This window comes from Pseudomonas sp. TE3786, from assembly GCF_054057335.1.
Genome location: NZ_JBSRZF010000011.1, coordinates 119,568 through 140,848 on the forward strand (window position 1 = coordinate 119,568; position 21,281 = coordinate 140,848).

Annotated in this window: 16 protein-coding genes; 6 read left to right on the forward strand and 10 right to left on the reverse strand. The window is 61.8% G+C overall.

Annotation, left to right across the window (positions count from 1 at the left end; translation table 11 throughout):
- Nucleotides 1-41 precede the first annotated feature (41 nt).
- Nucleotides 42-2,447, forward strand: a complete 2,406-nt coding sequence (locus tag ACVW0Y_RS14005; RefSeq protein ID WP_457438934.1) for a TonB-dependent siderophore receptor — start codon at nucleotides 42-44, stop codon at nucleotides 2,445-2,447.
- A 188-nt stretch (nucleotides 2,448-2,635) separates the two neighbouring features.
- On the forward strand, nucleotides 2,636-3,265 hold the full coding sequence (locus tag ACVW0Y_RS14010) for a glutathione S-transferase (RefSeq protein ID WP_457438935.1): 630 nt from the start codon (nucleotides 2,636-2,638) through the stop codon (nucleotides 3,263-3,265).
- 150 nt (nucleotides 3,266-3,415) lie between these two features.
- Here the strand turns inward: ACVW0Y_RS14010 and ACVW0Y_RS14015 are convergent, their stop codons facing one another.
- The 9 genes from ACVW0Y_RS14015 to glyA all read right to left on the reverse strand — a co-directional run bounded on the left by ACVW0Y_RS14015 (nucleotide 3,416) and on the right by glyA (nucleotide 14,308).
- The gene (locus ACVW0Y_RS14015) at nucleotides 3,416-3,718 is read right to left on the reverse strand and encodes a hypothetical protein (protein ID WP_457438936.1); all 303 of its coding nucleotides are present in this window, start codon (nucleotides 3,716-3,718) and stop codon (nucleotides 3,416-3,418) included.
- 5 nt (nucleotides 3,719-3,723) lie between these two features.
- Nucleotides 3,724-5,103 carry a cell envelope integrity protein CreD gene (creD, locus tag ACVW0Y_RS14020; RefSeq protein WP_457438937.1) on the reverse strand — a complete coding sequence of 460 codons (1,380 nt, stop codon included), beginning with the start codon at nucleotides 5,101-5,103 and terminating at the stop codon, nucleotides 3,724-3,726.
- A 132-nt stretch (nucleotides 5,104-5,235) separates the two neighbouring features.
- Nucleotides 5,236-6,435, reverse strand: coding sequence for a formaldehyde dehydrogenase, glutathione-independent (gene fdhA, locus ACVW0Y_RS14025; protein ID WP_457438938.1), 1,200 nt, complete (start codon nucleotides 6,433-6,435; stop codon nucleotides 5,236-5,238).
- 225 nt (nucleotides 6,436-6,660) lie between these two features.
- Nucleotides 6,661-7,518, reverse strand: a complete 858-nt coding sequence (purU, locus tag ACVW0Y_RS14030) for a formyltetrahydrofolate deformylase (RefSeq protein WP_457438939.1) — start codon at nucleotides 7,516-7,518, stop codon at nucleotides 6,661-6,663.
- A 113-nt stretch (nucleotides 7,519-7,631) separates the two neighbouring features.
- Nucleotides 7,632-8,261 (reverse strand): sarcosine oxidase subunit gamma, encoded by a 630-nt coding sequence (locus ACVW0Y_RS14035; protein WP_457438940.1) that lies wholly within the window; start codon nucleotides 8,259-8,261, stop codon nucleotides 7,632-7,634.
- A gap of 96 nt (nucleotides 8,262-8,357) precedes the next feature.
- Nucleotides 8,358-11,375: a sarcosine oxidase subunit alpha gene (locus ACVW0Y_RS14040; RefSeq protein WP_457438941.1), complete on the reverse strand. Its 3,018-nt coding sequence runs from the start codon at nucleotides 11,373-11,375 to the stop codon at nucleotides 8,358-8,360.
- Nucleotides 11,372-11,686: a sarcosine oxidase subunit delta gene (locus ACVW0Y_RS14045; protein WP_457438942.1), complete on the reverse strand. Its 315-nt coding sequence runs from the start codon at nucleotides 11,684-11,686 to the stop codon at nucleotides 11,372-11,374. The genes ACVW0Y_RS14040 and ACVW0Y_RS14045 overlap by 4 nt, the downstream gene beginning before the upstream one ends.
- A gap of 57 nt (nucleotides 11,687-11,743) precedes the next feature.
- The gene (locus ACVW0Y_RS14050) at nucleotides 11,744-12,994 is read right to left on the reverse strand and encodes a sarcosine oxidase subunit beta family protein (protein ID WP_457438943.1); all 1,251 of its coding nucleotides are present in this window, start codon (nucleotides 12,992-12,994) and stop codon (nucleotides 11,744-11,746) included.
- 60 nt (nucleotides 12,995-13,054) lie between these two features.
- Complete coding sequence (gene glyA / locus ACVW0Y_RS14055) at nucleotides 13,055-14,308, reverse strand: serine hydroxymethyltransferase (RefSeq protein ID WP_457438944.1); 1,254 nt, start codon at nucleotides 14,306-14,308, stop codon at nucleotides 13,055-13,057.
- A gap of 325 nt (nucleotides 14,309-14,633) precedes the next feature.
- Between glyA and ACVW0Y_RS14060 the strand changes: the two genes are divergently transcribed.
- The 3 genes from ACVW0Y_RS14060 (at nucleotide 14,634) to ACVW0Y_RS14070 (ending at nucleotide 18,483) form a co-directional block, all read left to right on the forward strand.
- A complete protein-coding gene (locus tag ACVW0Y_RS14060) occupies nucleotides 14,634-15,674 on the forward strand; it encodes a threonine aldolase family protein (protein WP_457438945.1) in 1,041 nt (346 codons plus the stop codon).
- Nucleotides 15,675-15,844: 170 nt separating this feature from the next.
- Complete coding sequence (locus tag ACVW0Y_RS14065; protein WP_457438946.1) at nucleotides 15,845-17,713, forward strand: ferredoxin; 1,869 nt, start codon at nucleotides 15,845-15,847, stop codon at nucleotides 17,711-17,713.
- 140 nt (nucleotides 17,714-17,853) lie between these two features.
- Complete coding sequence (locus ACVW0Y_RS14070) at nucleotides 17,854-18,483, forward strand: glutathione S-transferase family protein (RefSeq protein ID WP_457438947.1); 630 nt, start codon at nucleotides 17,854-17,856, stop codon at nucleotides 18,481-18,483.
- Nucleotides 18,484-18,566: 83 nt separating this feature from the next.
- Here the strand turns inward: ACVW0Y_RS14070 and gbcB are convergent, their stop codons facing one another.
- Complete coding sequence (gbcB, locus tag ACVW0Y_RS14075) at nucleotides 18,567-19,667, reverse strand: glycine-betaine demethylase subunit GbcB (RefSeq protein ID WP_457438948.1); 1,101 nt, start codon at nucleotides 19,665-19,667, stop codon at nucleotides 18,567-18,569.
- 311 nt (nucleotides 19,668-19,978) lie between these two features.
- On the opposite strand from gbcB, the gene gbcA reads away from it, so the two are divergent.
- On the forward strand, nucleotides 19,979-21,268 hold the full coding sequence (gene gbcA, locus ACVW0Y_RS14080) for a glycine-betaine demethylase subunit GbcA (RefSeq protein WP_457438949.1): 1,290 nt from the start codon (nucleotides 19,979-19,981) through the stop codon (nucleotides 21,266-21,268).
- Nucleotides 21,269-21,281: the final 13 nt, after the last annotated feature.

Genomic DNA, 21,281 nt, shown 5'->3' on the forward strand with positions numbered 1-21,281 from the left:
TAGGGGCATTGAGATTAATTCCTGCTTGGGAGCCGCTCGCAATGTCGAAGTCCGCCATCAACCTGTTCCGCCCTACGCTATTGGCTGCCGCCATGGCCTTTGCCAGCCTGCCGGCCCTCGCCGCAGACAACACCGCCGTGCGCAGTTACCAGTTGCCGGCAGCGCCCCTGGCCAGCACCCTCAACCAGATCGCCAGCCAGGCCGGCGTAGTACTGAGCATCGACCCCAGCCTGACTACCGGGAAAACCGCGCAGCCGGTGCAAGGCCAATACGACGCCCAGACCGCCTTGCGACAAGCGTTGCGCGGCAGTGGTCTGGATCTGGTGCAGAACAGCGCTGGCACTTACAGCCTGGCCCCGGTTTCGAGCGATGAACTCACCCTGCCGACTACCGACATCAACGCGACAAGCGTGCTGGATGGCAGTGCCGATTCGGGCTACCGCACCGAGTCGATCAGAAACGTCGGAGCGCTGGGCGGCATGAGTCTGCAGGACACGCCGTACTCCATCAGCGTGGCCTCCAAAGAGATGCTGCAGAACACCCAGACCACCTCCACCGACGACGTGTTCAAGCGCAACCCGTTCACCCAACTGTATTCGCCGAAGAACGCGGGTTATGCATCGGCTGTGGCTATTCGTGGTTTCAGCGCCGCCGGCAACCTGAGCATCGCTAACGACGGCCTGCGCTACAGCACCGGCTACGATGCCGGCAACTACGTTGAGGAAATGGAGCAGATCGAAATCCTCACCGGCCTGAGTGGCTTCCTCTACGGTCCAGGCAACCCCGGCGGACTAGTCAACTATGTGCTCAAGCGTCCGACTGCCGAGCGCTACAACAGCGTCACCCTGGGTAACGCCGGCGGCGAGAACTACTACCTGCACGGCGACTTCGGCGGTCCGATTGATGATGCCGGTGTCTTCGCCTACCGCCTCAACGTGCTAACCCAGGATGGCGAGACTGCGATCGACATGCAGAAGCGCCGCCGCGAAATGATCAGCCTGGCGCTGGACTGGAACGTCAGCGATGACCTGTTGGTTCAGTTCGATGCGTCGCACAAAAAGACCGAAACTCGTGGCCTGACCAGCTACTGGTATATCAACAACGGCGCTGATCGCCCGGATGCCAAAGATCTGAGCAACGACACGCTGTACAGCCAGAAGTGGTCCTTTTCCGACTCCGAGCATGACCGTGTGGGCTCGCGCTTCAACTGGCGCTTGAACGACATCTTTACCCTGCGCGGTGCCCTCGGCTACACCGAGTACACCGAAGAGTACGTTTACACCGGCCCAACCATGTACTCGTCCACGTCTTACTCGCAGCCGCTGTATGCATTTGCGCCAACCGACAAAGAGGAAACCTCCGGCCACCTGTTCCTTGATTCGACCTTCGACACCGCCAGCATCGGCCACAAGGTGACGCTCGGCTATCAAGGCAATGTGCTGCGCTCTCGCGAATATGAAGACGCAATCCCATACCCGGGCCCGCAGTACACCTCGCCGGTCGGTAACTTAGCGCTGAGCCAAACGCCACAGGTCGACAAGCCGGACTACTCCATCGGCCACGGTGACCAGCGCCTGTCGGGCACCAGCGAATCCCAGAACGTCCTGATTGGTGATGTGATCACCTTCAACGATCAATGGTCGAGCATCGTTGGCGTCACCCACAGCAAGATCAAATCTTCGTCCAACGACTTCGTCTACGCCAACGCGTTCGGCTACGCAGAAACCGTAACCAAGTACGACGAGAGCAAGACCTCGCCGAACTACTCGCTTATTTATAAGCCGATGCCCTGGCTGACCACCTATGCCACCTATATCGAGGGCCTGGAGCCAGGTGGCTCCGCCTCGACTCGCCCAGGCTTCCCGGTAACCGCATTGCCCCCGGAAGTCAGTGAGCAGTATGAACTCGGTGCCAAAGCCACCTGGGGCGAAACCCTGTTTACCGCTGCCCTGTTCAAAATCGACAAGCCTAACTACATCAGCAACTTCGCTTACACCCCTAACGGTCGTCAGGTGAACAAAGGGCTGGAGCTGGGCGTCACCGGCAAAGTGGTTCCGGGGCTGACCGTTGTTGGGGGTCTTACGCTGCTTGACCCTGAGGTGAAGAAAACCAATCTCCCAGAGAACGACGGCCAAAAGCCAACCAACGTTGCGTCGCAACTGGCCAAGCTATACGTGGAACAGGATGTGTCGGCACTACCTGGCTTCGCACTCACAGGCGGCGCTTACTACACCGGCAAGCAATACACCGATGAAAGCAACAACTACAGCCTGCCGTCGTTCACCACATTTGATGCAGGTGCTCGCTACCGCACCAAGGTAAGTGAAGAAAATACCCTCACCGTTCGCGCCAACGTCAGCAACCTGGCCAACAAGGAATACTGGCTGAACAGCTACTACCTGGGCGACCCGCGCACCCTGACTTTCTCTGCGCAACTGGAGTTCTAAGCCGCCAGGCTCAGCCCCCGACAAAGCCGCCCCACGAGGCGGCTTTGTTGTTTGTGGGAGGGGCTTCAGCCGCGATCCCTGGAAGAGGCAAAATCAACGGCATCGCGGCTAAAGCCCCACAGGCTTTGCCTTCCCAACCTGGCCCTGTAGGGTTACGCCCATCGCCCACTCACCCGAGAAGCTGCCCCATGTCCACCGCCACCATGACGCTATTCCACAACCCCGCCTCACCCTATGTGCGCAAGGTGCTGGTGTTTCTTCATGAAACCGGCCAGCAGGATCGGGTCGAGCTGCAGTCGGTGTTGCTTAGCCCCACCAACCCCAGCGACGCGGTAAACGCGCACAATCCGGCGGGCAAGATTCCGGCGCTGCGCCTGAACGATGGGTCGCTGTTGCATGACAGCCGGGTGATAGTCGATTACATCGATCACCAGCATGTGGGCGAACCGCTGATTCCCCGTGACGGGGCCAGCCGCTGGCGGCGTCTGACCCTGGCCTCGCTGGCCGATGCGCTGCTCGATGCGGCGCTGCTGATTCGCTATGAAACGGCGATGCGTCCCGAGGAAAAACACTGGGCCGACTGGCTCGATGGCCAACAGGCGAAAATCACCCGCGCCCTGGCCGAGTTCGAAGCGGCGGCCAGCGCGGAGCTGCCCAGCCGTTTCGATGTGGCCTCGATTGGGGTTGCCTGTGCCCTGGGTTATCTGGATTTCCGCCAACCCGATCTGGGCTGGCGGCAAACCTGCCCGGCGTTGGCGGCCTGGTATGCCGAGGTCAGCCAGCGGCCGTCGATGCTCGCAACTCAGCCGCCGGCCTGAGGTAGGTTGGGTTGAGCGCAGCGAAGCGCAACGGTACTCCCCCGTCGTTGGGCTTCGCCTTCGGCTCCACCCGACCGGCAAAAAGCATCGCGATCTGCCGCGCCAGCTCGTGGCCAACCCGCGCGTCCTCCCGCAACCCCACATGCCCGCTCATTGCGCCTTGCTCATGCGAAACAGCCCGCCGCCCACCAGCAGGGCGATCTGCCCCAGGGCGGCGCACATCTGTAGAAACGAGCGCACCGACGGGTTATCGAGGGCATCCGGGGCCCCGGTCAGGCTGATCCAGAAGCCTTCCGGCAACACCACCAGCGCGAGGTGCGCCAGGGGTTTGCCGGTGACCATGATCAGTTTGATCACCTCGAACTGCTGGGCGAACATCAGGCCCACCAGAATCAATAACGCCACAAACATCCCCAGGGCCAGGCACGCACCCAGTTGCACAACCATACGCATGGCCGTCACTCCCCCAGCAAACCGGGTTCAAGGGTCAGGTGCGGCTCGGGGGCAGGCGACTTGCCCACGCCATACCAGTCCAGTTTGCGGGTCAGCAGCATCACGCAGGCGAGCAGGCCGAACACCAGCAGCGAGCCCATCAACAGGGCGTAATCCTCGGCGCTGAGCAGTACATAAAGCACGCCGTACAAGGCGGCCAGGCCCAGGGTAAAACCGCCGCCACGCAACCAGCTGTGCAGCACATGGCAAACGTAGAAACCCACCAGCGCCACACAGGCCGTCGCCGATGCGCCATAGGCCAGGGCGAAATCCAAGTGTTCGGAAAGCGACAGCAACAGCAGGTAGAACAGCGCCAGCGCCAGGCCCACCAGGGCGTATTGCACGGGGTGCACGCTCAGGCGTTTAAGCACTTCCACCAGGAAGAAACCGGCAAAGGTCAGGGCGATAAACAGCAGGGCGTATTTGATCGCGCGGTCGGTCTTCAGGTACTGGTCCACCGGATCGACGAAGCTCACGCCAAAGCTGCGGGCATCGAAGCTGCTGCAGCCGGCGTTGTTCACGCACTCACGCAGCACCTGCTCCATATTGGTGGCAAAGAAACTGGTCTGCCAGGTGGCGTTAAAGCCCTGGGCGTCGATCTCACGTTCGCTGGGCAGAAACTCGCCCATAAAGCTCGGGTGCGGCCAGTCGGAGTGCAGTTGCACCTGGCTGTCACGGCCCACCGGCACCACGCTGAAACTGGAGGTGCCCTGCAGTTTCAGGTTGAAGGCGTAGTTCAGCTTCATCAGCTTGCTGCTGTCGACTTTGCCCAACGGTGCATGCACGCCGTTGGCCAGCATGTCGTCGCCAAAGCCCGGTTCGAAGTCGCGCGTCTGGCCATTGAGGTCGAGCTTGAGGGCGTTGTTGATGCCGCGGATATCGCTGATGCCAACAGCCAGAAACGGCTCATCGAACTGGTAGTCGGCGAGGTCTTCAGTGATGCCATAGTTGGCCGGCACTTCGAAGTGGCCGCTGATCTGGCTGTCGCTTTTGAACAGCCGCGCCTGATAGATGCCCCGGGCGCGCAGCTCGGTGCCCACTTCGCCATTGAGGTTGAAGCTTTCCGGCAACACGTAGAAGCGGCTGCTGACCACGTGTTCTTCCTGATAGCGCACCCCGGTTTTCTCCGCGACTTTCCATTCGCGAATTTTCTGCCGGTACGGCACCACCAGAATCGGCCCGGTGATCTGCTGGCTGTAGCTGGAACTGCGGGCGATGTTTTCAAGTACGCCATCGCGCGCCGACTGCCGCTCACTGATCAGGCCATCGATCATCAACAGGGGAATTAACAACAGTACGATCAGCAGGGCGATGGCCCCGAGTTTGATGCCCAGACTGCGATTCATCACGACGCGCTCCATATGGTTGGGATGGAGCAAGTCTGGGCAGTGTGGGTGGAGCGGTTATGGGGGAAATATGGAGAGTGTGTGGAGACAAAAAAGGCAGCCCGCAGGCTGCCTCGTTGACTCTGCCGCTGCCTATGCGGCGCTGAAGGTTTTGTGCGGGTCGATAACGAATTTCTTCGGCACCCCGGCATCGAACTCGCCATACCCCCGCGGCGCGTCGTCCAGGCTGATCACCTGCACCCCCACCACCTCGGCGATGTTGATGCGGTCCCACATGATCGCCTGCATCAGCTGGCGGTTGTACTTCATGGTCGGCGTCTGCCCGGTATGGAAACTGTGCGACTTGGCCCAGCCCAGCCCAAAGCGGATGCTCAGGCTGCCCATCTTCGCTGCGGCATCCACCGCACCCGGGTCTTCGGTGACGTACAAGCCGGGAATACCGATCTTGCCCGCCACCCGCACCACGCCCATCAGCGAGTTGAGCACGGTGGCCGGCGCTTCATGCTGCGCCCCGGCATGGCCATGACCACGGGCTTCGAAGCCCACTGCATCCACTGCGCAGTCCACTTCCGGCTCGCCCAGGAGTGCGGCGATCTGTTCGTGCAACGGGGTGTCGGTGGACAGGTCGGCAATCTCGAAGCCCTGTGCCTTGGCGTGGGCCAGACGCACCGGGTTTACGTCGCCAATGATCACTACGGCAGCGCCGAGCAAACGTGCCGAGGCCGCAGCAGCCAGACCCACCGGACCCGCACCGGCCACATACACCGTACTGCCAGGGCCAACCCCGGCCGTTACCGCACCGTGGTAGCCGGTGGGCAGGATGTCGGAGAGGCAGGTCAGGTCGCGGATTTTCTCCATGGCCTTGTCGCGGTCCGGCAGCTTCAGCAGGTTGAAGTCGGCATAGGGCACCAGCACGTATTCGGCCTGGCCGCCGACCCAGTCGCCCATGTCCACATAGCCGTAGGCACCGCCGGCACGCGCCGGGTTTACCGTCAGGCATACGCCGGTGTGTTGCTCCTTGCAGGAGCGGCAGCGACCGCAGGCGACGTTGAACGGTACCGACACCAGGTCACCGATTTTCAGGTGCTCGACATCGCTGCCCTTCTCGATCACTTCACCGGTGATTTCATGCCCCAGCACCAGGCCGACCTGGGCGGTGGTGCGGCCACGGACCATATGCTGGTCGGAGCCGCAGATATTGGTGGATACCACTTTGAGAATGACCCCGTGCTCGATCTTGCGCCCGCGCGGGTCCTGCATTTTCGGATAGTCGATCTTCTGTACTTCGACCTTGCCAGCGCCGAGATAAACGACGCCACGATTACCAGACATAGGTGATTCTCCGTTTGTTTTTGTGATTACAAAAGCGCAGCCAGACGGCACTGCGCGGTTTTGCACTGGAGTTATGTGTGGAACGGAAGAGGCCGCTTAATGGCAGAGCGCAATACCCTCTTCGGGGTGAAACTCAATCCTTGTGGGAGGGGCTTTAGCCGCGATGCTTTTAAGATCAACAGCTCGCGGCTGAAGCCCCTCCCACATAGAGCAAGATCAAAAGGTTTAAAGCACCACAGTACGGCTGGCGTTGAGGAACACCCGGCGTTCGATGTGGTAACCCACGGCCTTGGCCAGGGTCAGGCATTCGATGTCGCGACCTTTGGCGATCAGGTCTTCGGGGTAGTGGCTGTGGTCTACCGGCTCGACGCCCTGGGCAATGATCGGGCCTTCGTCGAGGTCGTTGTTGATGTAGTGGGCGGTGGCGCCGACCAGCTTCACGCCTTTTTCGTAGGCCTGGTGATAGGGCTTGGCACCTTTGAAACCGGGCAGCAGGGAGTGGTGAATATTGATCGCCCAGCCATCCAGCTTGCGGCACAGCTCGGGCGACAGCACTTGCATATAGCGGGCAAGAATCACCAGTTCGGCACCCGTGTCGGCAATCACCTGCATCACCTTGCGCTCCTGCGCAGGCTTGTCGGCCGGGTCCAGGGGAAAGTGGTAGTAGGGAATCTCGTGCCAGCGCGCCAACGGTTCCAGGTCCGGATGGTTGGACACTACGGCCACCACATCCATCGGCAGCTGGCCGATGCGCTGGCGGTAGAGCAAGTCGTTCAGGCAGTGGTCGGCCTTGGAGACCATGATCACCACCTTGCTGCGGTAGTTCGGCGGGGTCAGCTCGAAGTCCATGCCGAAGCTCGCCACACGGGCGGCCAGACCGTCACGGAAATCCAGCTCGGCAAAGGTCTCGGGCTGGCGGAATTCGATGCGGATAAAAAACCGCGCCGACAGCCGATCATCGAAGCTGTGGTGCTCGGTGACGTAACAGCCCTGCTCGAACAGATAACGCGTCACCGCATCCACCGTGCCGAGAATGCTTGGGCAGGAGGCGGTGAGAATCCAGGTATCGGGGGTGCGGCTCATGGGGTACTCCACAAAGAGTTGGGGGACCCTTGTGGGAGGGGCTTCAGCCGCGAGCTGTTGATCGTAAAAGCATCGCGGCTAAAGCCCCTCCCACAAAAGCGGGCCTTGAGCGCTTAGGCTTTTACCGCCAGCCCATATTCCTGGCTGGCATCCTGCAGCCACAGCCAGAAGTAGTCGGAGAAGCTGCGGCGTACCAGCAGCTCCCAGGTGTCCTCGCTGGTGTGGCGGATCACCAGCTGCGACTTGGCGAAGGTGGTTCCCACCGCCTTGCCCACCGGGAAGTTGTTCGGGTGCACGTCATAGCTGGTGGACTTCATTAGCAGCTCACGCACCTTGCTGCCGGTCAGCTCGAGGATGGTCTGCCCGCCGCTGACGTTCACCACCTGAATGTGCTGGCCATCCAGGGCTTCACGCAGTTTTTTCTCGGCTTCGAATTCCGTGCCACCGGGTACCACCAGCAGCCACTCATCCGGGCCCATCCATTGCAGCGAGCTTTCGCCCGAGCTGATCAGCGCCAATGCGCCCGGCAGTTCCAGGCCGGTGGCTTTGTGAATGGCAGCGGCAAATGCAGCGTCATGGCCATCGCCACGAATGGTCAGATGGCCGAGCAGTTTGCGTTCGCGCAGTTGGATACCGGCGCTGGCTTTGCCTTTGCCGGCGGCATCCGCCAGGCCGGCATGGAACAGCGGCGACTCGGCGTGGGCGGCGTCCGGGCGCTGCTTGTAAACGTTGATAGCAGTCATACGGACCTCGCAAACGAGCAATCAAACAAAACATCCGTCATCCCCGCGAAGGCGGGGATCCAGGCGCGGTGATGGTTCAGGAAAACGCGATTGCACTTAAACATTCTGCTGCTCCCCTTTTGGATCGAAGAACACCGAGCTGCAAATCTCAGCCTCAACAAAACGACCATCGGCCAGCGGTGCAAACACCTTCTCGCCCATGCGCTTCAGGCCGCCTTTGACCATCGCCAAGGCAAAGCTGTAACCGAGGCTGGCGCTGTAGTAGCTGGAGGTGACGTGACCCACCATGGCCATGGGAATCTGCTGCTGGGTGTCGAACACCAGCTGCGCGCCCTCAGGCAGCACCACGTTCGGGTCCACCGGCTTGAGGCCAACCAGCTGCTTGCGGTTTTCCCGCACACAATCTTCGCGGTTCATGCCGCGCCAGCCGATCCACGAGAACGCTTTGGTGCGGCCAACGCACCAGCCCATGTTCAGGTCGTCCGGGGTCACCGAACCATCGGTGTCCTGGCCAACGATGATGAAGCCCTTCTCGGCCCGCAGTACGTGCATGGTTTCGGTGCCGTACGGGGTGAGGTTGTACTGCTTGCCGGCCTCGACGATTTTTTCCAGCACGCCCATGGCGTAGTCGGCCTGTACGTTGACTTCGTACGACAGCTCGCCGGTAAAGGAGATGCGGAACACCCGCGCCGGCACGCCGCCCACCAGACCTTCTTTCCAGGTCATAAAGGGGAAGCCTTCACGGTCCAGGTCGATGTCGGTGACCTCGGCCAGCAGCTTGCGGCTGTTGGGGCCGGACAGGGTCATGGTCGCCCAGTGGTCGGTAACCGAGGTGAAGTACACCTTCAGCTCCGGCCACTCGGTCTGGTGGTAGATCTCCAGCCACTGCATCACACGGGCTGCGCCGCCCGTGGTGGTGGTCATCAGAAAGTGGTTGTCGGCCAGGCACGCGGTCACGCCGTCGTCGAAGACCATGCCGTCTTCTTTGCACATCAGGCCGTAACGGGCCTTGCCCACGTCCAGCTTGGTCCAGGCGTTGGTGTACACGCGGTTGAGGAATTCGCGGGCATCCGGGCCCTGGATATCGATCTTGCCGAGGGTGGAGGCATCCAGCAGGCCGACGCTGTCGCGCACCGCTTTGCACTCACGGCCGACGGCGGCGTGCAGGTCTTCACCGGCTTTCGGGAAATACCATGGGCGCTTCCACTGGCCGACATCTTCGAACTCGGCACCTTGCTGCAAATGCCAGGCGTGCAGCGCGGTGTAGCGCACCGGGTCGAACAACGCGCCGCAGTTACGCCCGGCTACCGACCCGAAGGTCACTGGCGTGTAGTTGGGGCGGAACATGGTGGTGCCCATCTGCGCGATGCTGATGTTCAGCGAGCGGGCGGCAATCGCCAGGCCGTTGATATTGCCGAGCTTGCCCTGGTCGGTACCGAAACCGAGGGCGGTGTAGCGTTTGACGTGCTCGACCGACTCGAAACCTTCGCGGGTGGCCAGCTCGATACCGGCGCTGGTCACGTCGTTCTGCAGGTCGACGAATTGTTTCGGGCCACGGGCGGTGGATTTCTCGTGGGGTACCTGAAACAGCGCAATGCTGGCCTCTTCGCTGCGTGCGGCCACGCTTGGCACTTCGCCGCTGACCGGGGCAAAACCGGCTTCGCCAGCGGCTTTTACGCCGGCTTCAAAACCATCGGCCAATACATCGCCAAGCTGGAACACACCGTTCACGGCACCGGCACACACGCGTTTCTGGAACCCTTCGCCGGGCACAAAGGCCAGCAGGTCTTCCCGCCAGGTCGGCTTGCCGCCCAGGTGCGAGGCCAGGTGCACCACCGGGCTATAGCCACCGGAGGTGGCCACGGTGTCGCAGTCCAGCCACTCGCCCGGGCTGGTGACGGTATGCGCAACCGGGTCGATAGCTGCCACGCGGGCCGCGCTAACGCGTTTGCTGCCACGGGTTTCGATCACGGCGCTGCTGGTGAGAACGCGCACGCCCTTGGCGCGGGCTTCTTCCACCCAGGCGCCGCGTGGGTTAGAGCGGGCATCGGCAATGGCCACCACTTTCAGGCCGGCTTCCAGCCAGTCCAGCGCCACGCGGTAAGCGAAGTCATTGGTGGTGGACAGCACCAGCTGTTTGCCCGGTGCCACGCCATAACGGCGCAGGTAGGTAGAGATGGCACCAGCGAGCATATTGCCCGGCACATCGTTGTTGCCGTACACCAATGGCCGCTCGTGAGCGCCGGTGGCCAGTACCACCCGTTTGGCACGCACGCGGTGCATACGTTGGCGCGTCTCGCCCATGGGCGCGGTTTCACCCAGGTGGTCGAAACGGCGCTCGTGAATGGTGAGGAAGTTATGGTCGTGGTAGCCGTTGACGGTGGCACGCGGCAATAGCAGCACCTGCGGCATGCTCTTCAGTTCCACCAAGGCCTTGGCCACCCAATCGGCCGCCGGGCGACCGTCGAGGCTTTCACGGCTGTCCAGCAGCTGGCCGCCGAATTCTTCCTGCTCGTCGGCCAGAATCACTCGCGCACCGGCACGGCCGGCAGCCAAGGCGGCGGCCAGACCGGCAGCACCGCCGCCGACCACCAGCACGTCGCAGTGCTGGTTCATATGGTCGTAACGGTCCGGGTCGTTTTCTTTCGGCGCGCGACCCAGGCCAGCGGCTTTACGAATGTACTTCTCGTAGGTCATCCACATCGACTGTGGATACATAAAGGTCTTGTAGTAAAAGCCGGGCGCCATCATGTCGCCGCCGACCTTACCCAAAATACCCATGATGTCGTTGTTCACACTCGGCCAGCCGTTGGTACTGGTGGCGACCAGACCGCTGTACAGCGCCTGCTGAGTGGCCCGCACGTTAGGGATCTGCGTGGCTTCACGGGAACCGATCTGCAACACCGCATTCGGCTCTTCGGCACCGGCGGCAACGATGCCGCGTGGGCGCGAGTACTTGAAGCTGCGGCCGATAATGTCCACACCATTGGCCAGCAAGGCGGCGGCCAGGGTGTCGCCGGCAAAACCCTGGTAGGTGGTGCCGTTGAAGGTGAAGGTCAGCGGCTGGTTACGGTTGATCCGGCCACCATTGCTCAGGCGGTTGATCTGGCTCATGCCTGTTCTCCTGCAGCGGCCGCTTTCGGTTTGGCGGTCACCGAGGGCTTCTCGCCAATTTTGTAAGTTTCGAAAATCTCGTAGCTGATGGTGTCGCGGGTGGCGTTGAAGTACTGACGGCAGCCGGCGGCGTGAATCCACAGCTCGTGGTGCAGGCCACGGGGGTTGTCACGGAAGAACAGGTAATCGCCCCACTCTTGATCGGTGCAGGCATTCGGGTCGAGCGGGCGAGGAATGTGGGCCTGGCCGGCCGCGTGGAATTCCTCTTCAGCGCGTAACTCGCCACAGTGAGGGCAGAAAATTTGCAGCATGGCCGTACCTCCAGAATTCTTTACAGCCTTGCGCCAGTGACGCAAGGCATCAGCTGATTAGTGCGCCACCGCTGCGGCACCGTGTTCATCGATCAACGCACCGCTGTGGAAGCGCTCCATCGAGAACGGTTTGGCCAGCGGGTGCATCTCGCCAGTGGCCAGGCTGGCGGCGAATACATGACCCGAACCGGGGGTGGCCTTGAAGCCACCGGTGCCCCAACCGCAGTTGAAGAACAGGTTCGGCACCGGGGTTTTGCTGATGATCGGGCAGGCGTCCGGCGAGGTGTCGACGATGCCGCCCCACTGGCGGTTCATGCGCACCCGGCTGAGCACCGGGAACATCTCGACGATGGCCTGCAGGGTGTGCTCGATGGTCGGGTAGGAACCGCGCTGGCCGTAGCCGACATAACCGTCGATACCGGCACCGATCACCAGGTCGCCCTTGTCGGACTGGCTGATATAGCCGTGCACAGCGTTGGACATGATCACGCTGTCGATAATCGGCTTGATCGGCTCGGAGACCAGCGCCTGCAACGGATGGGATTCCAGCGGCAAACGAAAGCCCGCCAGCTTGGCCATATGCCCGGAGTTACCGGCGGTGACCACGCCTACGCGCTTGCCGCCGATAAAGCCCTTGCTGGTTTCCACGCCTATGACTACGCCGTTTTCCTTACGGAAGCCGATCACTTCGGTCTGCTGAATCAGGTCCACACCCAGGGCATCGGCGGCGCGGGCATAGCCCCAGGCCACGGCATCGTGACGGGCCACGCCGCCGCGGCGTTGCACGGTGGCACCCATCACCGGGTAGCGGGTGTTTTTCGAGCAATCGAGGTACGGAATTTCTGCCGCGGTCTGCTTGGCATCCAGCAGTTCGCCGTCGATGCCGTTGAGGCGGTTGGCGCTTACCCGGCGCTCGGAATCGCGCATGTCCTGCAGGGTGTGGCACAGGTTGTAGACGCCGCGCGGCGAGAACATCACGTTGTAGTTGATGTCCTGCGACAGGCCTTCCCAGAGTTTCATCGCGTGCTCGTACAGATGGGCAGATTCATCCCACAGGTAGTTGGAGCGCACGATGGTGGTGTTGCGCGCGGTGTTGCCGCCGCCCAGGTAGCCCTTTTCAATCACCGCCACATTGCTGATGCCGTGCACCTTGGCCAGGTAATACGCCGTGGCCAGACCATGGCCGCCACCGCCGACGATAATCACGTCGTACACCGGTTTCGGCGTCGGGTTACGCCACATGCGCTGCCAGTTTTCGTTATGGCTGAGCGAGTGCTTGAACAGGCCGAAGCCGGAATAACGTTGCATCAGAGGTGCTCCTCGCGGCTTCCCCGCGCCGACTGCTGGCACGGGGCGGGTGAAATCAGATCATGGGTAAACCGGGAAATCCGCACACAGGGCGGCGGCCTGCCTGGCCACCTGCGCCTCGACATCGGCATCGCCAAGGTGGTCGAGGATGTCGCAGATCCAGCCGGCCAGCTCGACGCTCTGCGCCACCTTGAAACCCCGGGTGGTGATGGCTGGAGTGCCGATGCGCAGGCCCGAGGTCACGAACGGCGACTGCGGGTCGTTGGGCACCGCGTTCTTGTTCACGGTGATACCGGCACGACCGAGGGCCGCGTCGGCATCTTTGCCGGTGAGGCCCTGCCGGATCAGGCTGACCAGGAACAGGTGGTTGTCGGTACCGCCGGAGACCACATCGTAGCCGCGCTCGATAAACACTTTGGCCATGGCCTGGGCGTTATCGATCACCTGCTGCTGATAGGCCTTGAAGCCAGGCTCCAGGGCTTCCTTGAAGCACACCGCCTTGGCCGCGATCACATGCATCAGCGGGCCACCCTGGCCACCGGGGAATACCGCGGCCTGGAATTTCTTCTCCAGATCCGGGTTGGCCTTGGCCAGAATCAGACCACCCCGCGGGCCGCGCAGAGTCTTGTGGGTAGTGGTGGTAACCACGTCGGCATAGGGCAGCGGATTCGGGTACAAACCGGCAGCCACCAGACCGGCAACGTGGGCCATATCGACGAAGAAGTAGGCGCCCACCTTATCGGCGATCTCACGGAAGCGTGGGAAGTCGAGGGTTTTCGAGTAGGCCGAGAAGCCGGCAATGATCATCTTCGGCTTGTGCTCCAGCGCCAGACGCTCGACTTCGTCGTAATCGATCAAGCCGGTGGTGGTGTCGATGCCGTACTGCACAGCGTTATAGAGCTTGCCGGAGAAACTCACCTTGGCACCGTGGGTCAGGTGCCCGCCGTGGGCCAGGCTCATACCCAGAACGGTATCGCCAGCCTGCAGCAACGCCAGATACACAGCGGCGTTGGCCTGGCTGCCCGAATGCGGCTGCACGTTGGCGTAATCAGCGCCGAACAGTTCCTTAGCGCGGTCGATGGCCAACTGCTCGACCTTATCCACATGCTCGCAACCGCCGTAGTAGCGCTTGCCTGGATAGCCTTCGGCGTACTTGTTGGTCAGCCCGCTGCCCTGGGCCTGCATCACGCGTTTGCTGGTGTAGTTCTCCGAGGCGATCAACTCGATGTGATGCTCTTGACGGGTTTCCTCGGCATCCATGGCCGCCAGCAACTCATCGTCGTAGCCTTTGATCTGGTCGTTTTTGCTGAACATCTCGGTCTCCAGCGACAGCGCTTGCCGCATCATTGTTAGAGCGCCCACCCCCACGTGCGGAGCGGTTCTGCGTTGTTAGCGATTCTGCGAAATAGCCGGCGCAGCCATATGCCTGTTTGCGACGTCAAAATGCTCATTCCGACCAACACGCGGACATGCCCCCAACATAGATCAAAAGCTCGCGGCTAAAGCCCCTCCCACAAGGAACCTCGATTCATTGTGGGAGGGGCTTTAGCCGCGAGCTCTTCAACCAGGCGCCGCAATACGACAGAAATCGCCCGCCGCGCTACAGTGTTGCCCATTGCCGTAAAGAGACCTTATTGCCATGACCGACAACACCCAGCAATTCGCCAGCGACAACTACTCCGGTATCTGCCCGGAAGCCTGGGCCGCTATGGCGCAAGCCAACCAGGGCCATGAGCGCGCCTATGGCGAAGACCAGTGGACCGCCCGCGCCTCCGACCACTTCCGCCGCCTGTTCGAAACCGACTGCGAGGTGTACTTCGCCTTCAACGGCACCGCCGCCAACTCCCTGGCCCTGTCGCAGCTGTGCCAGAGCTACCACAGCGTGATCTGCTCGGAGACCGCCCACGTCGAAACCGACGAATGTGGCGCGCCGGAGTTCTTTTCCAACGGTTCCAAACTACTTACTGCACGCACTGAAAACGGCAAGCTGACTCCGGCGACCATCCGTGAAATCGCCCTCAAACGCCAAGACATCCACTACCCCAAACCACGCGTGGTAACCCTCACCCAGGCCACCGAGATCGGCAGCGTGTACCGCCCCGAAGAGCTCAAAGCCATTAGCGACACCTGCCACGAGCTGGGCCTGAACCTGCATATGGACGGTGCCCGCTTTGCCAACGCCTGCGCGTTTCTCGACTGCTCCCCGGCCGAACTGACCTGGAAAGCCGGTATCGATGTGCTGTGTTTTGGCGGCACCAAAAACGGCATGGCGGTGGGCGAGGCGATTCTGTTCTTCAACAAACAGCTGGCCGAGGACTTCGACTACCGCTGCAAACAGGCCGGCCAACTGGCCTCGAAAATGCGTTTCCTCTCCGCCCCCTGGGTCGGCTTGCTGGAAAACGACGCCTGGCTGAAATACGCCCGCCACGCCAACCATTGCGCGCGCCTGCTGGCTGAACTGGTCAGCGATATTCCGGGGGTGAGCCTGATGTTTCCGGTAGAAGCCAACGGCGTATTTCTGCAGCTTTCCGAGCCGGCCATTGAGGCGCTGCGGGCGCGGGATTGGCGCTTCTATACCTTTATCGGGGCGGGTGGGGCGCGGTTTATGTGCTCGTGGGATACCGAGGAAGAACGAGTGCGTGAGTTGGCGGCGGATATTCGCTTGGTGATGCAGGGGTAAGCCTGCAAGAAGCTTGCACCTGGGTCCCAGCCTACGCTGGGACGACGGGAGTCTTGGCAAAAACCTCTGTCGTCCCAGCGTAGGCTGGGACCCAGAATCTCGAACTGAACACACCTACCGGGCCATTCATGGACGACCGACTGGCAAGCAAATCCCTCCCCCAGCTACTTATGTTGCTCCCCCTGGAACTCAGCTGGATTGTCCTCACCCTGCTCTCTCCCGTCTTCCTGCCCCTGAGCCTGGGCGTGCTCTTCTGGCTGGCCCTATTCCCCACCTGCGCCCTCTTCAACCGCTTGCGCAGCCAGGTGCCCTACCGCCTGCAACAACTGCAGTTCTTCTGGCTGATCGGCCTGGGCATCGGCATCGGTCGTGCCATCCCGGTGTTCTGGCTGGCCTTCTGCGTGGGCGCAGCGGTGATGATGGGCGGCCTGGTGCTGCTGATCAGACTGCCCAAACGCCTGGGCTGGACGCTGGAAGAACAAAGCCCTTCGTCACCCGCTTGCGCAGTACCCACTCCCACCACTAGCGAACGGCGCGGTGCCAGTGCCTGGGGCGGCGGCGAGCCCGAGCTGACACCCGAGGGCGAGCCGATCCGCTTGCTGGATGTATGGGAAATCGCCATGGGCGGCCCGCTGATTTGCGACTACCTGCTGCCCGATGGCAGCGTGATTTTCAACGCCAACCCCTCGGCGCAGTTTTCCACCGACGGTCGCTACTTCGTCTCGCCGATGCCGAGTCGTGGCCGCTGGGGTTTGCTGATTTACGACCGCCAGCAACGTCTGCTGCATCACTGCAACATCGACCAGTTCTGGGAGCTGGATAAGGTCACCGATACCGAAGTGGTCGGCCGGGTCAGCCCGCTGACCTCGGACGCGGCGTATCGCCTGTCTATAAGCGACCTGCTGGCCAATGCCCAGGTGCAAACAATGGTGGCCGTGCAGGACCTGTGGCTACCCGACGCGTTCTGGCAACAGCTGCAACCCGACCACCACTCCCGCACCTTGCCTGCCCCGACAGGTGCGCCGCAGTTGGAACTGCACACGCGCCTACCCACCAGCCTGATGCCACTGGACGACCCTCTGGCACCGCTGCGTTACCCCATCGGCGAGCTGTGGCTGGACGGCCAGGCGAGCGGCCTGATGCTGCGTCAGCCTGAACCCGAGATGGTGTTTAACGCCGACGGCTCGGCGCTCGTTTGCGCCGGCTCGCGCGACGAGCAGAGCGGCTATTGGCTCTGGCAGCGCAACGGCGGGTGGCGCTTGCTCGATGGTGCCTGGCAAGCCAGCGAGCGCGAACCCCACAGCACCACCCCAAAGCTGATCGCCCTGGAAGCCGAACACGTGCGCCTGCGCCTGGAATGGGCGCAACCGTGCCTGGAATATGGCGACCACGGCCCGCTGACCTCCTACACCTACAGCCAGCTTGAACTGGAAATCGGCCAGAAGCGGCGCGGCAAACCGCAGCTGGGTTATACCGGCATGCCCGAAGTGGACCTGCTATTGCCGCTGAACGACGCACCACTGCTACTGCAAAGCGCGCCCTTGAAAAGCGGCGAACGCATGACCTGGCAAGCACTGCGCGACAGCAAAAAGGGCGACTTGCGCGCCTACCAGTGCCAGATCGGAACCTGGCAGGTGCCGGGCGAATGGGTGCTGGAACATCGCGTTTCCGACTGCGGCCACTTTATCGCCCTGATCGCCTTCGCCGATGCCCCGGCGGTGCTACACCGCGTGGCAATTGCCGAGCCGCGCAGCGAGAGTCTGCATTGGCTGGCCGACGATATTCTCGACGTTCATCTGCAGGGTTTTATCCACGGCCAACTGCACCTGCTGCGCTTGCTGGGGCGCAATCGGTATGTGCCGATTACCGGGCCCGGCCAGGGCAATCCCGAGCGGGAAAGCCAATTCGAAGAGTCCGCCCCGGTGCCTGAGTTGGCCTATGAGTTTGCGCAGCGCGACGGTGATTGGCGGCTGTTTTATCGGCAGCAGCATGCCAGCCTCGAACAAGGTGCGTGGCGGTTGCAAGCGCATCGCGGCTGAAACCGCTCCTACAGAGTTGCGCTGTCCGTAGGAGCGGCTTCAGCCGCGATTTCTGCAAACGGCAGAACCTGACCAAATACCTGGCCGCCCCCACCATCTGAACTATGTTGTTGCTCCTGAACCTCAGCCGGAGCACCCGCATGGCCAGCCTTATTCTCCATTACGCCCCGCAAAGCCGCTCGCTGGGTTCCCTGGTGTTGCTGGAAGAACTCGGTGCCCCCTATGACCTGCATGTCATGAGCTTGAACGACGGCGACCAGCGCCAGCCGGCCTACCTGGCCATCAACCCGATGGGCAAGGTGCCCGCCATCGTTCACGACGGCGCGCTGATTACCGAGCAAGCCGCGATCTTTATCTACCTCGCCGACCTGTTCGCCCAGGCGGCCCTGGCTCCTGCCATCGACGATCCGTTGCGCGGGCCGTACCTGCGCTGGATGGTGTTCTATGGGTCGTGCTTCGAACCCGCCGTGGTGGACCACTCGCTGCAGCGCGAACCCGCACCCAAGCGGCGCTCGCCCTATGGCAGCTATGACGAGGTGTTGGCGGTAGTCGCGGCGCAGTTGGCCAAAGGGCCGTATCTGCTGGGCGAGCGTTTTAGCGCGGCGGACGTGTTGTGGGCCTCGGCGTTGAACTGGACCACCCACTTTGGTGTGGTGCCGTTATTGCCAGCGTTCAAAGCCTATATCGACCGCGTCACCAGCCGCCCGGCGTACAAGCGGGCGGTGGCGAAGGATGCGGAGTTGCTGGCCAGACAAGAAGAGGGGTCGTAGGAGCGGCTTCAGCCGCGATCCCTGCAAACGTCAGAGGTCAAAAGCATCGCGGCTGAAGCCGCTCCTACAAGGATGGTGTAATCCTAGTAGTCGATGACCACATCCCCTTTCGGCACACTGCAGCACGACAGGATATAGCCCTCATCCACGTCTTCATCGGTGATCCCGCCGTTGTGCTCCATCTCCACCTCACCCGCTGTTTTCATCACCTTGCAGGTGCCGCAAATGCCCATGCCACAGGCCTTGGGAATATGCAGGCCAAGCTTGGCCGCCGCCGCATGCACGGTTTCGCCGGGGGCCACGCGAATGCTTTTGCCGGTGGCGGTGAATTCCACCTGATTGAGGTCGGCGGCATCCGGTGCCGGCGCATCGGCAGCCTGTTCGGCGTGGACGATGGCGTCGGCCTTGTCTTCGGCCGGCGTCGCGCCGAAGGACTCCTCGTGGTAGCGGCTCATGTCGAAGCCGTTGGCTTCCAACAGCCGCTTCACCGCGCTCATATAGGGCGTGGGGCCGCAGCAGAAGATTTCCCGCTCGCGGAAATCCGGGGCAATCAGCTCCAGCATCGGCTGGTTCAGGTAACCGCGGTAACCGGCCCACGGCTCCCCTTCGCCGTGCTTCTCGCAGATGATGTGCAGCGCAAAGTTGCGGATGCGCGAGGCCATATGATCCAGCTCGCGGCGGTAGATCACATCACGGGGCGAACGCGCGCTATGGACAAACACCATGTCGACATTGGCGTTGGTGTCGAAGTACCAGCGCGCCATCGACATCACCGGGGTGATGCCCACGCCGCCGCTCAGATACAGCACTTTGTCGTTGGGAAAATCGATGGCGTTGAACAGGCCGACCGGGCCGTGCACGGGCAGCTCGTCGCCCTCTTTCATATTGTCGTGCAGCCAGTTCGACACCCTGCCGCCGGGCACACGCTTGATGGTCAGGGAGAAGCTGTAGGGCACCGAGGGCGAGCTGGAAATGGTGTACGAGCGCATGATCGGCTGGCCGTCGATCTCCAGCTCCAGGGTGACGAACTGCCCCGGCTTGAAGAAGAACATGATCGGTTGGTCGGCCATAAAGCAGAAGGTGCGCACATCCCAGGTTTCCTGGATCACCTTGACGCAACGCACCAGATGACGGCCATTGGCCCAGGTCTGGGTGTTGACCGGATTGAGGAAGGTGTTGGACATGTTCGCTCCCGCGCTGCTGCCTACTATTGCCAAGGACTAATGGCCAAGGACTATGGGGCCGATTGTGGGCACGCGCCTAGTGGGCCACTTACCTATCTGCGACATCGGCATGCTCACCGCGACCAGCCCCCCAACCATCGGGGCTGGCGCGTCGGAAACGGAATTGGCCGTGTCGCCCATGGATAAGGTCAGCAACCCGCTCGACCCCACACTCCACCTCAATCCAGAGAGCGCTAGTCAAGCGCCTTGCGTGAACCCCAACCGCCATTTTCCGCTGCGCGCACCCCGCGATCAGCCATGAGGACAGATAGATGGACACCACTACCTTGAGTTTGGGCGACCCGCTGGAGCCGGCACGCAAGGCCACCGCCGCTATGCTGCAGAACCGCGAGCGCACCTATTCGCTGCCGCAGCCGTTTTACAGCGACGAGCGCCTGTTCGATATCGATATGCAGGAGATCTTCCACAAGGAATGGCTGATCGCCGGCATGACCTGCGAGATCCCGACCAAGGGCAACTACCTCACCTTCCAGTTGGGCAAAAACCCGATTGTGGTGATCCGCGGTGCCGATGGTGCGATCAACGCCTTCCATAACGTCTGCCGCCACCGTGGCTCGCGCCTGTGTACTGGCGAGAAAGGCAAGGTCGCCAAGCTGGTCTGCCCATACCACCAGTGGACCTACGAACTGGACGGTCGCCTGCTGTACGCCGGCACCGAAATGGGCGACGACTTCGATATGAAGAAGTTCGGCCTGAAGCCGGTAAACGTGAAAGTGGCCGGCGGCTACATCTTTATTTCCCTGGCAGAAAATCCGCCGGCCATCGACGAATTCCTCTCCACCCTGGCCCATTACATGGAGCCCTACGACATGGAGAACACCAAGGTGGCGGTGCAAACCACCTTGATGGAAAAGGCCAACTGGAAGCTGGTGATCGAGAACAACCGCGAGTGCTACCACTGCAACGGTTCCCACCCCGAGCTGCTGAAAACCCTGCTGGAGTGGGACGACGTCACCGACCCGCGCGCCGACCAGGCCTTCAAAGACCACGTCGCCGCCTCCGCTGCCGCCTGGGATGCCGAGAAGATTCCCTATGCCCACGCCAGCTTCGGCCTGCGTAACCGCATCGTGCGTATGCCGCTGTTGAAGGGCACCGTATCGATGACCCTGGACGGCAAACAAGGCTGTCAGAAGCTGATGGGGCGGATCAAAAACCCCGACCTCGGCTCCATGCGCATCCTGCACCTGCCGCATTCGTGGAACCACTGCATGGGCGACCATATCATCGTGTTCACCGTGTGGCCGATCAGTGCTCAGGAAACCATGGTCACCACCAAATGGATCGTGCACAAAGATGCCGTAGAGGGTGTCGACTACGACCCGGCGCGCATGCGCGAAGTGTGGGATGCCACCAACGACCAGGACCGGCGTTTGGCCGAAGAAAACCAGCGCGGGATCAACTCCACCGCGTACCAGCCAGGGCCGTACTCGAAGACCTATGAGTTTGGTGTGGTGAATTTTATTGACTGGTACAGCGAGCGGTTATTGAGCAACCTCGGTGCGGCACCGGCGCCCTACCTGTACGGCATCAAAACCCAGTAGGGCGAATACCCGT

Bases quoted from the DNA above. Each gene is read 5' to 3' on its own strand.
- gbcA (WP_457438949.1), top strand. From the start codon at position 19,979: ATGGACACCACTACCTTGAGTTTGGGCGACCCGCTGGAGCCGGCACGC.
- ACVW0Y_RS14015 (WP_457438936.1), bottom strand. From the start codon at position 3,718: ATGCGTATGGTTGTGCAACTGGGTGCGTGCCTGGCCCTGGGGATGTTT.
- ACVW0Y_RS14010 (WP_457438935.1), top strand. From the start codon at position 2,636: ATGTCCACCGCCACCATGACGCTATTCCACAACCCCGCCTCACCCTAT.
- ACVW0Y_RS14050 (WP_457438943.1), bottom strand. From the start codon at position 12,994: ATGCAACGTTATTCCGGCTTCGGCCTGTTCAAGCACTCGCTCAGCCAT.
- fdhA (WP_457438938.1), bottom strand. From the start codon at position 6,435: ATGTCTGGTAATCGTGGCGTCGTTTATCTCGGCGCTGGCAAGGTCGAA.
- purU (WP_457438939.1), bottom strand. From the start codon at position 7,518: ATGAGCCGCACCCCCGATACCTGGATTCTCACCGCCTCCTGCCCAAGC.
- ACVW0Y_RS14040 (WP_457438941.1), bottom strand. From the start codon at position 11,375: ATGAGCCAGATCAACCGCCTGAGCAATGGTGGCCGGATCAACCGTAAC.
- glyA (WP_457438944.1), bottom strand. From the start codon at position 14,308: ATGTTCAGCAAAAACGACCAGATCAAAGGCTACGACGATGAGTTGCTG.
- gbcB (WP_457438948.1), bottom strand. From the start codon at position 19,667: ATGTCCAACACCTTCCTCAATCCGGTCAACACCCAGACCTGGGCCAAT.
- ACVW0Y_RS14070 (WP_457438947.1), top strand. From the start codon at position 17,854: ATGGCCAGCCTTATTCTCCATTACGCCCCGCAAAGCCGCTCGCTGGGT.
- creD (WP_457438937.1), bottom strand. From the start codon at position 5,103: ATGAATCGCAGTCTGGGCATCAAACTCGGGGCCATCGCCCTGCTGATC.
- ACVW0Y_RS14035 (WP_457438940.1), bottom strand. From the start codon at position 8,261: ATGACTGCTATCAACGTTTACAAGCAGCGCCCGGACGCCGCCCACGCC.
- ACVW0Y_RS14060 (WP_457438945.1), top strand. From the start codon at position 14,634: ATGACCGACAACACCCAGCAATTCGCCAGCGACAACTACTCCGGTATC.
- ACVW0Y_RS14005 (WP_457438934.1), top strand. From the start codon at position 42: ATGTCGAAGTCCGCCATCAACCTGTTCCGCCCTACGCTATTGGCTGCC.
- ACVW0Y_RS14065 (WP_457438946.1), top strand. From the start codon at position 15,845: ATGTTGCTCCCCCTGGAACTCAGCTGGATTGTCCTCACCCTGCTCTCT.
- ACVW0Y_RS14045 (WP_457438942.1), bottom strand. From the start codon at position 11,686: ATGCTGCAAATTTTCTGCCCTCACTGTGGCGAGTTACGCGCTGAAGAG.